We start from the raw sequence: 13,642 nt of genomic DNA on the forward strand, positions 1-13,642 counted from the left end.
AACGCCTCTTATCGATCGGTGCTCAGTGTGATCGACTCCTCAAGACTCTGTGTGGTCCGGTTTTAAATGCTCATTTAGGTCATTAAAAAGTGACCCTAAACATGACCTCCCCTGAAGTGAAACATTGTTACTGTCTGCTTGCGGAATTTACTCCCGAAAAATAATAAGTTGAATGTTCGATTGTGCCTTGTCTTGTTTTACCGGCACACGCGCTGCGCCGGGAACCCGTTGCTAGATCTAACGATAGTTAATTGACTGAGCCTTCACCGCAAAATCTATCTACACAAAAAATATAAAACCAGGAGATATAATGAAGAAAATACATCAAAAATGCCCTGTCCCGCGCATTGGTTTTGGTCTGGCAGCCCTAACCCTAGCCATATGCGGCCAACCCTTTGCTAATGAATTTTATGGTACCACCGAAGCCTTTGCCGAAGAGGCAATCTACTTTGTGATGACCGATCGCTTTGTCGATGGCGATACCAGCAATAACCAGTTCGATCAGGGCAACGATGTCGGCCAGGGCACCTGGGACCGATCCATGCCGTGCAGCGATGGCAGCGCCGCTAATATCGGTTACCAGGGGGGTGACTTTGCCGGCATCTACAACAACGCAGACTATATAGCTGAAATGGGCTTCACCTCGGTGTGGATAACACCCGTCGTCGACAATCCAGACGAGGCCTTTACCGGCGGCAGCCCCCTCGAATGCGGCGCGGGCGTTGGAGCCGATAAAGGTAAAACCGGTTACCACGGCTACTGGGGCGTTAACTTTTACCAGGTCGATGAGCATCTGGAATCGCCCGGCCTGAGTTTTCGCGAATTCAATAGCAAGATGGAAGGTGAGTTCGGCTTGAAAACCGTGCTCGACATAGTCGGCAATCACGGTTCTCCGTCCTATACGATGACCGAATCCCAGGCTAAATTTGGCCAAATTTATGACCAGGACGGCAACTTAAAGGCGGATCATATGAATCGCCAACCCAGCGACTTGAGCGATGATGAGTCTCTGCACGACTGGTACAACCGCGGCGGTGGCCTGGCGCAACTGTCGGACTTGGACGACGAAGATCCTGAGGTCATGGACTACCTAGTCAGTGCCTACTTGCAGTGGATCGACCAGGGTGCCGACGCCTTCCGGATCGATACCATCGCTTGGATGTCGCACGCTTTTTGGAAGGAATTTTCCGATCGCATCCGCGCCGAGAATCCCGATTTCTATATGTTCGGTGAAAACTTTAACTACAACGCGGGGGCCATTGCACAGCATCAGAAACCTGAGAACGGTGGCATCAGCGTACTCGATTTTCCGGGTCAGAGAGCGATCACTCAGCTGTTCCAAAACAGCTCGTCCGACTATGCCGACATCCAGTGGTATCTGCACCTGGACGACGGCCAATATACCAACCCCTATGTCTTGGCGAGCTTTTACGACAACCACGACATGTCGCGCATGAACTCCAACGGCAATGAAAACGTCTTCGTCGATGCCAATAACTGGCTGTTTACTGCCCGCGGTATTCCGGTGGTGTATTACGGCTCTGAAATGCAATTTATGCAGGGTAAGAGTGAGCACGCCGGGAACCGAAATTACTACGGTCAGGACAATATCAACGCTGCGCGCAATGGCCGAATCTATCAAGAGTTGAGTGCCATTGCACAGATCCGGAAAACCTCGGTCGCGTTACAAAAGGGCCTGCAGGTCAATGGCGAGTTTGCCGGCCAGAAGGCTGCATTCTTCCGCGTCTTCGAACAGGCCGATCAGGTGCAAACCGCGCTGGTCTTATTAAATAAGGGTGACGCCACCGCGTCCTTCAGCGTGAGCCAATACCTTAGCCCCGGTGACTGGGTGGACGCCGCCAGCGGCGAAGTTCACAGTGTGACCGACAGCCTGGCCACCACCGTCGAGGCGCATGGCGTCAAGGTACTGATACTGAACGCCGAGACGACAGATGCTGAATTGATCAATGTTTTGATGGATCGGATGAATCCCAAGGAAAAGGTGGTTGTGACCCCAGAAAATCTGCTTGCCGGTGAATCGGTGACAGTCAGTTACCGTAGTGGTGCCAATAAAGAGCTGCTCTTACATTGGGGTATTAACAACTGGAGCGATAGTGGTACATCGATGGGCGACGAAGCCCTGGTCTATAATGCAGAAACCTTTGCCTACGAAGGCACCCTGACCTTACCCGCAGACGCCAGTCAGTTCGACTTTGTGTTTAACAACACCACGGATGGCAGCTGGGACACCAACGGTGGCTCCGACTGGCATGTTAGTGTCGAGCCACGTCCGGTCGAACTGCCCCCAAGCACGCCGATCAATGCCGTGGCTATAGCGGGTAATGGCCAGGCGATCGTGCGTTGGGATGCCACCGCTAATACCGATGAATATCGGGTCTATTACACCGATGACGGGCTCGAGCCGAGCTTACTATCGGAGCAGGCGACGGTCACCGACAGCTCCTTCACCCACACCGGGCTAACCAACGGCACGACCTATAGCTATCGAGTCTTGGCGAGTAATGAGTATGGTGATAGCGCATTGGGTACCACCAGTCAGGCAACCCCGGGTGAAAGCTTTGCAACCAATCTTGGTCAGGGCGCGACCCTGCATCTGACCGGCACCGCCTTTGCCGCCTGGGACCCGGCCAACACCACCTATCAATTGCAGATGGTCGCCGACCATCGCTGGCAAACGCGGGTTACCTTGCCGACCGCACTGACTAACAGTCCTTACAAGCTGACCCTGAATGGCACTTGGGCGGTAAATTGGGGCGGCAATGCCAGCGGACTTGCAGCCAGCCTGAACCGCAGCGGTGGCGATGCCAGTGCGACTCTATCGGCCGGTGACTACCTGCTCTCGGTTGACGAAGGCAGCTCTGCAGAAGATGGCCTGAGCCTGAGTTGGCGAGCACAGGGCGATCCGGTCTTAGCGGTTAATCCAATGGTCTTGGATTTGGGCGACCTGGTAGTCAACAGCCAAACCGATAGTGAGGTGTTACTGACCAATGCCGGTGCTGGCAGCCTGAGCGTGAGCGATGTTAGCGAGCCGGCGACCTGGATGACCGCCACGCTGGATGATCTCCGTATTACCGTGGCAATCGACACCACCGAGTTAATCGTGGGCATGAGCTACAGTGACTTTATTGTGGTCGAGTCCAATGGCGGAGATGCCTTTGTCGAGGTGCGCTTTACGGTTGTCGCAGCGCCGGTGGGCGTAACGGTCACCCTCAGCTGTACCAATGGCCATACTAAGATGGGTCAAAGTGTCTACGCGGTCGGCAATGTTGCCGAGCTGGGTCAGTGGAATGTTGCCGATGCAATCGCTCTGGAATCGACAACCTATCCAACTTGGACTGGCACGGTGACCTTGCCTGCGGCAACGGCCATCGCCTGGAAATGCATCAAGCGTGATGAAACCCAGCCGGCTAAGGATCTGGTTTGGGAGGGCGGTACAGATACGCTTCTGACCACGCCGAGTACAGGCACCGATTCGAGTGCCGGCGCGTTCTGATTCCTGGTGAAATCGGGCTTGGCGCAGAGCAACGCTGAAGTCCGAGGACATTTTCGAACCCCACCCTGAGTGGGGTTTTTTTTATGTCCGAATGCGCGCAGGGTAAGAGAATGGAGGAGGAATTGCAGGCGAAAAAAAAGCCGACTAGGTCGACTTTAATCCGTTCACTGTTCTAATGGTGCCTAGGAGAAGACTCGAACTTCCACGCCCCGAAGAGCACAAGCACCTGAAGCTTGCGTGTCTACCAATTCCACCACCTAGGCTGATAGTGAACATCAACTCCCTTACAGGGCTGATTGGCGCGCATTCTAATGATGGCTCGGTAAGCTGTCAATCACTATCCGCAGCTATTTCAGTGTTTTTAATACTCGTCCAGCTGCGGCGATGGTTGCGTTGATGTCCGCATCGGTGTGCGCTAACGACATAAAGCCAGCTTCATAGGCGCTGGGTGCAAAATAGATGCCTTCGGCGAGCATGCCGTGGAAGAACGCATTGAAGCGTTCGATGTTACAACGGCTAACTTGCTCAAAGGTGGCGATGTCGCTTTCTTCACTGAAGAATAGGCCGAACATACCACCCATCTGATTGCTGCTCATCGGAATATCCAATGCAGCCGCTTCGGCTAGGATGCCATGGGTCAAGGCCAGCGTCTTAGTGGTCAACTGTTCATAGACGCCAGGACGACTCAGTTCGGTTAGTACGGCCAAGCCGGCTGCCATGGCGACTGGATTGCCAGATAGGGTGCCGGCCTGATAGACGGGGCCCTGTGGCGCCAAGAAATCCATTATATCGGCGCGGCCGCCGAACGCCCCGACCGGCATGCCGCCGCCGACGATCTTGCCTAGGGTGGTCAGATCCGGTTGAACGCCATAGTTGGCCTGGGCGCCACCGAGAGCAACGCGAAAGCCACTCATAACCTCATCAAAAATAAGCACACTGCCGGAGGCATCACAGCACTCACGCAGAGTTTCTAAAAAGCCGGGTACCGCTGGCACACAATTCATATTGCCGGCGACGGGCTCAACGATCAGAGCGGCAATATCCGCGCCCAACTCAGCAAAGCAAGCTCGAACCGCCTCAGGGTTGTTGTATTCTAGGGTGACCGTATTCTTGGCGACCGATTCAGGCACGCCTGGTGATGTCGGCACGCCCAGGGTAAGGGCACCCGAACCGGCCTTAATCAGCAAACTGTCGGCATGGCCGTGATAACAACCTTCGAACTTGACGAGAATATCCCGGCCGGTAAAACCGCGCGCTAGCCGAATGGCCGACATGGTTGCCTCGGTACCGGAATTGACCATGCGTACCTTTTCGATCGAAGGCATCAGTTCGCAGACCTTTTCGGCCATCTCAATTTCCAAGAGCGTTGGCGCACCGAACGACATGGCCTTATCAACTTGAGCATGAACCGCATCGGTCACGGCCTTGGCGTTATGGCCTAGAATCATTGGGCCCCAAGAGAGGACATAATCGATATACTGCTTACCGTCTATATCGGTCATATAAGCGCCGGCTGCTCGGTCAAAAAACACCGGCGTGCCGCCGACACCTTTGAAGGCACGAGCGGGGGAGTTGACCCCACCTGGGATGTGTTCTTGCGCTCGGGCAAATAGATCGGCCGAAGTTTGAGTCATGGCAACAGTCCTGTAATGTAATTTGAGGGCTATATTGACCAGCAATGTCGATCTACGCAAACAGATTGACCATGATTTGGCCGAAACTTCGACTATAATTAAGAAAAGATGGATTTAATGCACTTTCATTGATCCACAGGGTTTGAATTTAAGGAGAAAGGCTGGGTATGATTAAAACACATTCGCGTTACCTCGGATGGTATAAGATTCATGACTGAGTCTATTCCTTCGCACTACTTAGTGCCTTCCAAGCTTTCCGTACCCTACTTACCGCCGAACGCGATTCATCGTCATCGGGTCGACGATGCCTTTGTGTCGGCCTGCAAATTGCCCCTGGTGGTGCTCTGTGCACCGGCTGGCTTTGGCAAAACAACCGCGGCCCTGCACGGTTTTCAAGCCCTCAAAGCGGATGAACCGGAGGCTCGTTTAGCCTGGTTGTCGCTCGATCCGGAAGACACCGATCCGTTCACTTTCGCGGCCTACTTTATTTCGGCGATTGAGAAGCAGGTACGCCTGTCCGATCAGCTCTGTCACGCTGGCATTAACGATCGCAATACCCAACTGAAGTCCCTGTTCGGACAGCTGCTGTTTGAGCTCGATCGGATACACCAACGGCTGATCATCGTGCTGGATGATTTTCATGTTATCGAGTCGGACGAAATCCATGGTGCAGTGGCTTATTTGTCCAAGCACTTGCCGCCCCATGTCACTCTAGTCTTGACCACGCGATCGGATCCGCCAGCCAGCATTATGTCCCTGCGCTTGCAGGGTTTGGTCGCCGATATGCAAAGTGACCTACTGGGTTTCAGTGTGCCGGAGGCGCAGACCTTTTTTCAGCAGCTCGGTGGTGGTTTTCAGCTCGATGAACCGGACGTTAAGCGCCTCTTGGAACATGTCGAAGGGTGGGCAGTGGGCCTGCAATTGATTGTCCTCGGCCTGAAATCCAAGCCGTCCTTTGATGAACTCAAGTCACGGCTGGAACAAAAAGACCTCAATGCCATCGACTATTTCGATTCCGAAGTGTTCGATGCCCTGCCCAAGGATGTTAAAAAATTCTTGCTCTGCACCAGTATAGTAAAGCGCTTCAATAGTGAGGTGGCCGAGGCCTTAACGGAAAATATCAATGTCCATGAGGTGCTCGAGTACCTGCAGCGGCAACACCTATTTATTGTGCAATTTAACGAGCCACAGCAGTGGTTTCGTTACCATCACCTATTGCGAGAATTTTTACAGCACAAGTTACTCACACAATCCGGTGTGGATATTCACCTGTTGCACCACAAAGCCGGCAAAGCCTTCTTGAAAATGGGCTACATAGTGGGTGCCGTAGACCATGCCATTCGCTCTCAGGATCATGACCAGCTTGTCTATATCCTGCGCACCTATGGCGAAGATCTCATCCACAAGGCGCATTACGATCTGGTCAAACGCTGCCTGGCCGAACTCAGTGATCAGGCGATTACCAGTGACCCGCAATTGACCTTGGTTTGTTGCTGGGTGGAAGCGATCTATGGCAACCCGCATCGAGTGGATACCATCCTGTCCTTGGCAGGACCGTTGCTCACCGACGGGCCAGAGCCAAGCACCTTGCTGCGGGCAGAATATGAAACCGTTCGCTCCCAGGCGTACTTTTCGCTGGGCGATTTCGTCAAGGCCGAAAAAGCGGCGAGTAGCGCCTTAGCATTGTTTCCCGCAGCCAATACCCGTCGGCAATCGCCCCTGCTCACCTATGCCAACGTTAAGTTTGAACAGGGTGAACTCGATCGTGCTTTATCGATCTATGAGGAAAGCGAACTGCTAAGCCGGCAGGAGGCCAACCACGACGCGGTCTTGTGGAGCCTGAATCAACAATCCCAAATATGGAAACAGCGCTGCGACTTCAGCCGATCGATCGAATTGGCCAAGGAAGTTCAGGAATACGCTCAGCAGCACAGTGTGAACAGCGGCTTTAACGTCTGTTTCTCATTGTTCAGTCAGGCCGAACTGGCGCTGGAGGCTTATCATCTGCGTGAGGCTAGGCTGCTGATCAATGAAGTTAGCCTCTTGTGTCAGAACTGGGACGAGTTTTGGGCGCAGCACCTATACGGTTGGTTGTTGAAGATGGAGATGCTCAAGGGCAAGCCAACCATAGCCCGGGAGTTGTCGAGTCAGCACGAAGGCATACTGGCGCGCGAAAACGTGGCAGAGCATCTGATTCCCTATTCGATGGAAGTTCAGTTGCTCTATTGGTGGCAAAATGACGAAATTAAAAAGATTGAAACCTGGCTTAAGGCGACCCCGGCGATCGGCCGCTGCCATAGCATGCGCGACTATGTCGTCTTGCGCGCCCAGATATATGGCCATATTGCCTGCCAGCGTTATGGTGAAGCATCCAGTCGATTAGAGCAGATCTATTCGCCCTTGCGGGAGTTTGAAGGTCGCCCCTATCAGTTGGAATTCATCCGTCTTGGCCTGTTGCAGGTGGCGTTGCTGAACCTGCAAGGCAAAGCGGACGAGGCCATGGCCGAACTGCTGCTGCTGTTGCCGCTGATTCAACAATATTCCATTGTGGCCAGCATCCTGTTTCTGCGTCAGTGGGTTATGCCGTTGTTTGAGTCGATGGATGTGGCAATTTTGCCGGAGGACCAAGGGCGCTTTGTGGAACAATTGCTGATTCTCTACAAACAACGCAACACCTCGAGTCGGCGCGGGGAAGAAGAGGTGCCGGACGGTTTGCTGGCTTTGGGCATCTCCAAAAAAGAGTGGCGCGTTCTGCAATATATTATTGATGGTAAGAGCAACGACGACATCGCTCAAACCATGTTTATAGCCGTTAGTACGGTGAAGACCCATATCAACAACTTGTATAAGAAACTCTCGGTCGCGAATCGCAAAGAAGCGATTTTGGTGGGGCGAGACTTAGCAACAGCAAGTTAGCAGAACAGGCTAGAAGGTCTGCTTTGGATTGCCGGTTAAAAATCCACCTGTTAATAGTTCAACCGAGTGGGGCATGGCATCATCCGTTCTGCGGCTCTAAACTAAAGGAGTACCTCAATATTGGTCTCTGTTGAGGTTGTTTCGTTGATTGGTAGTTTTTGGGTCTGCCCTTATCGGGCGGACCCTTTTTTTTTGCTGACCGATGCTTTGGCCTTGCTTAGAAGGGTTTGACCACCACTAATACGACAATGGCTACCAGGGCTAAGACTGGCGCCTCGTTAAACCAACGAAACCAGACGTGACCACGAGTGTTTGTGCCGGCGCGGAACTGTTTGAGTATGGCCCCGCACCAGAAATGATACGCCACAACGGCCGCGACCAGAGTGAGTTTAGCGTCCATCCAGCCGCCTTGGAGCAAGCCCGGGTTCAGGTATAGCATCCAGCTGCCAAACACCAAGGCCAAGACCATCGCAGGCGTCATGATGCCCCGATATAGCTTGCGTTCCATTAAGCTAAAGCGTTCCTGCGACACTCTGTCGGTGGCGTCAGCATGGTAAACAAATAAGCGAGGTAAATAGAATATCCCAGAAAACCAGGCGATTACGAAGACGATATGAAACGCCTTAAGCCATAAAAACATCACGAATACGAGCCTCCATCGAGTATTGATAAATTAGACTGCAGTTAAGGTGGCCGGGTAATGAGGCCGAATCAGTCTGTGCTCAACGCCCCGTGAAGCCCGTCAAACTGATACTTTTTCTCACCAGCGCTAAGTGAGGCTGCTCAGCAGGGCTGGACAGCCCTGTTCCAAAAGCCGTTTTTTAGGCGCTTAGCGAGTGTTAATAAGCAATTGGATCATACTCGTTTATCTTACTATTTGTTATGATGACCGGGCTACCCAGCCAATAATCGGTTTTTGGGCGTATTTTGCAAAGTCAGGGGTTTGTGCATGGGTCAAGTTAAAGGCAGGGTGCTGGAAAATTTAGTCGTAGTACCCCATCGCCCGTGGCGTCGTTTTATATATATCGTGCTGACATTGTTAACCATGGCTGCTGGTGTCTATACTTCATATTGGTATGGTATAAGTCAGGGTATTGGTCAGGAAAAGGTCCTGTATCAGCAGCGGCAGCAGCTACAGATTGAGCTATTGGAAAGTATAGGCCGGGAAGATGAACTGCGTCAGCTGGTGGCAGTGCTCGAAAATGCCACCTTCGTAGACAAAGAATCGGTTGACGGGGTTCGACAGACCAACCGTGAACTAACCGATCGGATTGCCCAACTAGAAGAAGATGTCTCGTTATATCAGGGCATTATGTCGCCGTCGGTGAACGCCGCCGGTTTGACGATTCAGGAAGTCACCCTGGTGAAAACCGCGAGCGCAAACCGCTATCGATTTAAGGTGATGTTAACGCAGGTCGGCAATAATTCCAGCTATCTGCGCGGCTTTGTCGGGGTGACTATTGTCGGGGTACAGGGTGACACTGTCACCGCCTACCCCCTGAAAGACCTATCAATAGACATAAGCGATACCGAAATCAAGTTTCGTTATCGCTACTTTCAGGACTTTACCGGTGAACTGGTCTTGCCTGAAAATTTTACGCCTGATCAACTTCAGGTCATAGCTCAATCTGTAGGCGATAAGCCCGCGCGATTGGAAAAAGCGTATATCTGGTCAGATTTGGAGACTGGAAACAATGTGGGGCAGTGAAAAAACCGTGGGTAAAAATGTAACGCTAATTACAGCAAAAGCAGAAATACTGGGTGATATTCGAATTTCCGAGGCATTGCAGATCGAGGGTGCTATAAAAGGCAATATCCTTGCAGATCCGGACAGTAACGCGGAAGTGACCATTGGTGTCAAAGGGATCGTGGAAGGCGAGATCCGAGCACCACACGTGGTGATTAACGGCGAAGTTAAGGGCGATGTCTATTCTTCCGAACACATTACGCTGAATAAGAACGCACTGGTTACGGGCGATGTTCACTACGTGATGATGGAAATGGTGATGGGTGCCAAGGTTAATGGCAAGCTGTTGCATGTCACCAGTGAGCAGGGCAAGAAAGCGAAAAAGGATCCGATCAGTATGATCGAACCTGTGAACCTATCTGCTGTAGAATTAAACAAATAGTGTAAAGTAGCAGCTAATAGTTGACTGTTTTGCTCAGGTATTCATAATCCAGCGTCTATTAGAGAGGGTATTCTTATGACTGATGTGGCAGATGCTGTAGCGGAAGCATTAAATATTACGGCCTCGGCGGTCAGTAAGGTTCGGGAGTTAGTGGTCGAAGAGCATAATGCCGACCTTATGTTGCGTGTGTTTGTTACCGGAGGGGGTTGTGCCGGTTTTCAGTACGGCTTTACGTTCGATGAATCAACCGACGATGACGACACCCTGATTGAAAAAGAAGGTATCCGCTTTGTGATTGATTCTTTAAGTGTTCAATACTTGGGCGGTTCTACGGTCGACTATTCCGAAGGCTTGGAAGGCAGCCGGTTTGTTATTCAAAACCCAACCGCATCGACAACCTGCGGCTGTGGCTCGTCATTTGCCATCTAGTGCCCGTTAGCCAGGGCGGTGGCCAATGCTCTGCCATTTGGCGCTTCCGAGATGGGTCGATACAGTGGCGATGACCTCTTGAAACATCTGCCTCTGTCGTTCAGATAGAGGCAAAAATCCCAGTTATTTCTCAGAACTACGCATTGCTCAGCGTTCTGCTGGGGGGCGCACTTGTTGAAGCGCTCCCAGAGCCTGACGCAAAAAAAAGCCCTACAGGCGCGCAGGGCTATTAGTATTTTGCTGTTCTGACGGCAGCACTGGGCGTTATTCAAAATCACCTGCAGCAGCGAAACCCTCATCGAAAACGCTCAACTGACCGATCATATTGGTTGAGTAATTCTGAAAATCGTCTCGATATTCGCCAGCAAGTGGCCGAGCAGTTGGTAATTTAACCGTTTGCGGATTCTTGTGCACGCCATTGACCTGGAACTCATAATGTAGATGGGCCCCGGTTACGCGGCCGGTTGCGCCGACATACCCGATGACCTGGCCCTGTTTGATGCGGTTACCTACCTTGGTGTACTTGGAAAACTTACTCATATGAGCGTATAGGGTGCGGATATTTGCGCCATGCTGAATTACCACAACATTGCCATAAGTGGATGAGTAGTTTGCCTTGATGATTTTGCCATCACCCGATGCCTTGATTGGGGTGCCGGTTGGGGCCGCATAGTCTGTGCCCTTATGGGCTATGATCTTGTTGAGCACCGGATGCTTGCGATTGGGGTTGAAGCTAGAGGAAATCCGGAACACATCCATCGGAGTGCGTAGGAACGCCTTGCGCATGCTGTTGCCGTCGGGTGAATAATAATCGGTATGGCCCGCGGAATCGGTGTAGCGGATTGCGGTCACTTCGCGGCCATTATTATAGAACTTAGCCGCGACGATCGAGCCGTCGTTGAGCTTTTCGCCGTCCAAAAAATTCTCTTCATAGAGCAGCGAAAACTGATCCCCTTGGCGGATGTCCAAGGCGAAGTCGATATCCCAACCAAACAGGGTAGCCAGCTGCATAATCATATTGTCGCTCAAGCCGGCATCGGACCCGGCGAGGAACAACGAATTGTTGATGGTCCCCTTGGTGAAGCGGGTGCGGATATCTGGCACCCGCACGATCTTATCAATAGTCGCCTTTTGACCCGCTTCCAGCACGATATGATAGGACAGGGTCGGCGACTCATTAAAGCTCACCTTGCGTAGAACTGACTCTTCATCAAACGAAAAGACAAATTCTTGGCCGGGGTAAATCTTTTCAATGGGTTTCTTGATGTCATTATTGCCGATGAGCTTATACAGGACCGTTACACCGGCACCAGAGCGTTCAAAGACGCTCGACAGGGTGTCGCCCAAGGTTACGGTTTCCGAGATGTGTTGCCAGGGTGACTCATCAACACTAAGGCTGACCGGTTCAGCGACCAAATTGGCGGGAATGTCGACGACGAGAGACTGCCCTTGGCTGGGCCATAAAGCAACGACAAGCACCAACAGAGAACAACCCGCAAGGGCCATTACATGCAGTTGAGGGAATAAACCTGTTTTTTTAAACGGTTGAAGAGTCATGTAAGTAGCTACAGTTAATGGCAATACGCGACGCAGTTTATCAGCTATTTAAGGTAATTGTGATAACTGATAACACATACTGATATAATGCCGCGGTTAATTATGTTCGAAATCATTTAAGGAGGCTTCATGAGTCTGGCGCATATCTTGGCTGAAATTCGCCGTGGTACCGAGGAAATATTAGTCGAAGAGGAGTTAATTGAAAAGCTTCAGTCGGGCAAAAAGCTCCGCATTAAGGCTGGTTTCGATCCGACAGCGCCGGACCTGCACCTCGGCCATACCGTGCTGATGAATAAGATGCGTCAGTTTCAGGACATGGGTCATACGGTAATATTCTTAATTGGCGACTTCACCGGACTGATAGGCGATCCGACTGGCAAGAGTGCGACGCGACCGCCGCTGACGCCAGAAGCCATAACGGCCAATGCAGCCAGCTATACCGAGCAGGTCTTTAAGATACTCGATCCGGCGAAAACCGAGGTGCGGTTTAATTCTGAATGGTTTAGTAAGATGGGCGCAGATGGCATGATCCGCCTGGCGGCCCAGCAGAGCGTCGCGCGCATGCTCGAACGCGATGACTTTAAGAAGCGCTATAAGAATAACCAATCGATCTCTATTCATGAATTCCTCTACCCACTCGTTCAAGGCTACGATTCAGTCGCGCTCGAGGCCGATATCGAATTGGGTGGTACCGATCAAAAGTTCAATCTGCTGATGGGTCGCGAGCTACAGAAAGGCGAAGGTCAGGCACCCCAGGTGGTGATTATGACCCCGCTACTCGAAGGACTGGATGGGGTGAAGAAAATGTCCAAGTCTCTCGGTAACTATGTCGGTATCACCGAGGCGCCTGGAGCCATGTTTCAGAAAATCGTTTCCATACCCGACACTTTGATTTGGCGCTGGTATGAACTCCTGTCCTTTAAATCACTGGAGCAAATCGCCCAGTTAAAGGCCACATTGGCTACCGGCGCAAATCCGCGGGATATAAAAATTGAACTGGCGCGCGAATTGGTGGCACGCTTTCATGGCGAAGAGGCGGCCCAGTCTGCGCACAAGGGTGCGGGTAATCTGATTCAAGAAGGCGAAGTGCCGGCAGGAACGCCTGAGGTGGAGATCGGCTTAGACGGTGAGCTGGAGCTGCCAATCTCAGCTGCCGTGAACAAAGCCGGCTTGGCGGTCAACGCTGCCCAAACTCGCGACATGGTTAAGAATGGCCGGGTGAAGGTCGATTGGGCCGTCGTCGACGCTACCTTTAAGTTGGTGGCCGGGCGTTACTTAATTCAGGCAGGTAAAAAGAAGATAGCTTGGGTTGTTATTAGCTAAGGCCATCTAGGCCGCGCGGCTGCGCTAATATAGAGTCGCGCACCTGTCCTGGCAGGTACTCTTTAGCCTGAAGCGATTCATTTGTACTTAATCGCACAAAGCCATTGACGCGGCCTGAGAAACCCGTAATATACGCCTCC

The 13,642-nt window shown here is 52.0% G+C and carries 9 protein-coding genes and 1 tRNA gene; 6 read left to right on the forward strand and 4 right to left on the reverse strand.

The window, feature by feature from the left end:
• Positions 1-310 precede the first annotated feature (310 nt).
• On the forward strand, positions 311-3,514 hold the full coding sequence (locus tag AC4FIC_RS13455) for an alpha-amylase family glycosyl hydrolase (protein WP_476195119.1): 3,204 nt from the start codon (positions 311-313) through the stop codon (positions 3,512-3,514).
• A 176-nt stretch (positions 3,515-3,690) separates the two neighbouring features.
• Here AC4FIC_RS13455 and AC4FIC_RS13460 read toward each other — a convergent pair.
• A tRNA-Leu gene (locus AC4FIC_RS13460) sits at positions 3,691-3,777 on the reverse strand.
• Positions 3,778-3,861: 84 nt separating this feature from the next.
• Entirely contained in the window at positions 3,862-5,148 is a 1,287-nt protein-coding gene (gene hemL, locus AC4FIC_RS13465; RefSeq protein WP_100258480.1) for a glutamate-1-semialdehyde 2,1-aminomutase, read from the reverse strand.
• A gap of 210 nt (positions 5,149-5,358) precedes the next feature.
• On the opposite strand from hemL, the gene AC4FIC_RS13470 reads away from it, so the two are divergent.
• Entirely contained in the window at positions 5,359-8,064 is a 2,706-nt protein-coding gene (locus tag AC4FIC_RS13470; RefSeq protein ID WP_273284830.1) for a winged helix-turn-helix domain-containing protein, read from the forward strand.
• 217 nt (positions 8,065-8,281) lie between these two features.
• Here AC4FIC_RS13470 and hemJ read toward each other — a convergent pair whose 3' ends face one another.
• The gene (hemJ, locus tag AC4FIC_RS13475) at positions 8,282-8,704 is read right to left on the reverse strand and encodes a protoporphyrinogen oxidase HemJ (protein ID WP_227003845.1); all 423 of its coding nucleotides are present in this window, start codon (positions 8,702-8,704) and stop codon (positions 8,282-8,284) included.
• 309 nt (positions 8,705-9,013) lie between these two features.
• On the opposite strand from hemJ, the gene AC4FIC_RS13480 reads away from it, so the two are divergent.
• From AC4FIC_RS13480 to erpA, 3 genes are all read left to right on the forward strand, one after another.
• Positions 9,014-9,772 (forward strand): DUF6776 family protein, encoded by a 759-nt coding sequence (locus AC4FIC_RS13480; protein ID WP_100258477.1) that lies wholly within the window; start codon positions 9,014-9,016, stop codon positions 9,770-9,772.
• Positions 9,759-10,193 carry a bactofilin family protein gene (locus AC4FIC_RS13485; RefSeq protein ID WP_100258476.1) on the forward strand — a complete coding sequence of 145 codons (435 nt, stop codon included), beginning with the start codon at positions 9,759-9,761 and terminating at the stop codon, positions 10,191-10,193. Before AC4FIC_RS13480 ends, AC4FIC_RS13485 begins: the two co-directional genes overlap by 14 nt.
• Before the next feature lie 75 nt (positions 10,194-10,268).
• On the forward strand, positions 10,269-10,622 hold the full coding sequence (gene erpA, locus AC4FIC_RS13490; protein WP_100258475.1) for an iron-sulfur cluster insertion protein ErpA: 354 nt from the start codon (positions 10,269-10,271) through the stop codon (positions 10,620-10,622).
• Between the two features lie 264 nt (positions 10,623-10,886).
• Here erpA and AC4FIC_RS13495 read toward each other — a convergent pair whose 3' ends face one another.
• Positions 10,887-12,179 (reverse strand): peptidoglycan DD-metalloendopeptidase family protein, encoded by a 1,293-nt coding sequence (locus tag AC4FIC_RS13495; protein ID WP_227003710.1) that lies wholly within the window; start codon positions 12,177-12,179, stop codon positions 10,887-10,889.
• A gap of 129 nt (positions 12,180-12,308) precedes the next feature.
• Here AC4FIC_RS13495 and tyrS point away from each other — a divergent pair, with 129 nt between their 5' ends.
• On the forward strand, positions 12,309-13,502 hold the full coding sequence (gene tyrS / locus AC4FIC_RS13500; protein WP_476195120.1) for a tyrosine--tRNA ligase: 1,194 nt from the start codon (positions 12,309-12,311) through the stop codon (positions 13,500-13,502).
• Positions 13,503-13,642: the final 140 nt, after the last annotated feature.

This window comes from Reinekea sp. (assembly GCF_982785585.1).

Excerpts from the sequence above, each read along its gene's own strand:
- AC4FIC_RS13455 (WP_476195119.1), top strand. The coding sequence starts at position 311 with ATGAAGAAAATACATCAAAAATGCCCTGTCCCGCGCATTGGTTTTGGT.
- hemL (WP_100258480.1), bottom strand. The coding sequence starts at position 5,148 with ATGACTCAAACTTCGGCCGATCTATTTGCCCGAGCGCAAGAACACATC.
- AC4FIC_RS13470 (WP_273284830.1), top strand. The coding sequence starts at position 5,359 with ATGACTGAGTCTATTCCTTCGCACTACTTAGTGCCTTCCAAGCTTTCC.
- hemJ (WP_227003845.1), bottom strand. The coding sequence starts at position 8,704 with ATGTTTTTATGGCTTAAGGCGTTTCATATCGTCTTCGTAATCGCCTGG.
- AC4FIC_RS13480 (WP_100258477.1), top strand. The coding sequence starts at position 9,014 with ATGGGTCAAGTTAAAGGCAGGGTGCTGGAAAATTTAGTCGTAGTACCC.
- AC4FIC_RS13485 (WP_100258476.1), top strand. The coding sequence starts at position 9,759 with ATGTGGGGCAGTGAAAAAACCGTGGGTAAAAATGTAACGCTAATTACA.
- erpA (WP_100258475.1), top strand. The coding sequence starts at position 10,269 with ATGACTGATGTGGCAGATGCTGTAGCGGAAGCATTAAATATTACGGCC.
- AC4FIC_RS13495 (WP_227003710.1), bottom strand. The coding sequence starts at position 12,179 with ATGACTCTTCAACCGTTTAAAAAAACAGGTTTATTCCCTCAACTGCAT.
- tyrS (WP_476195120.1), top strand. The coding sequence starts at position 12,309 with ATGAGTCTGGCGCATATCTTGGCTGAAATTCGCCGTGGTACCGAGGAA.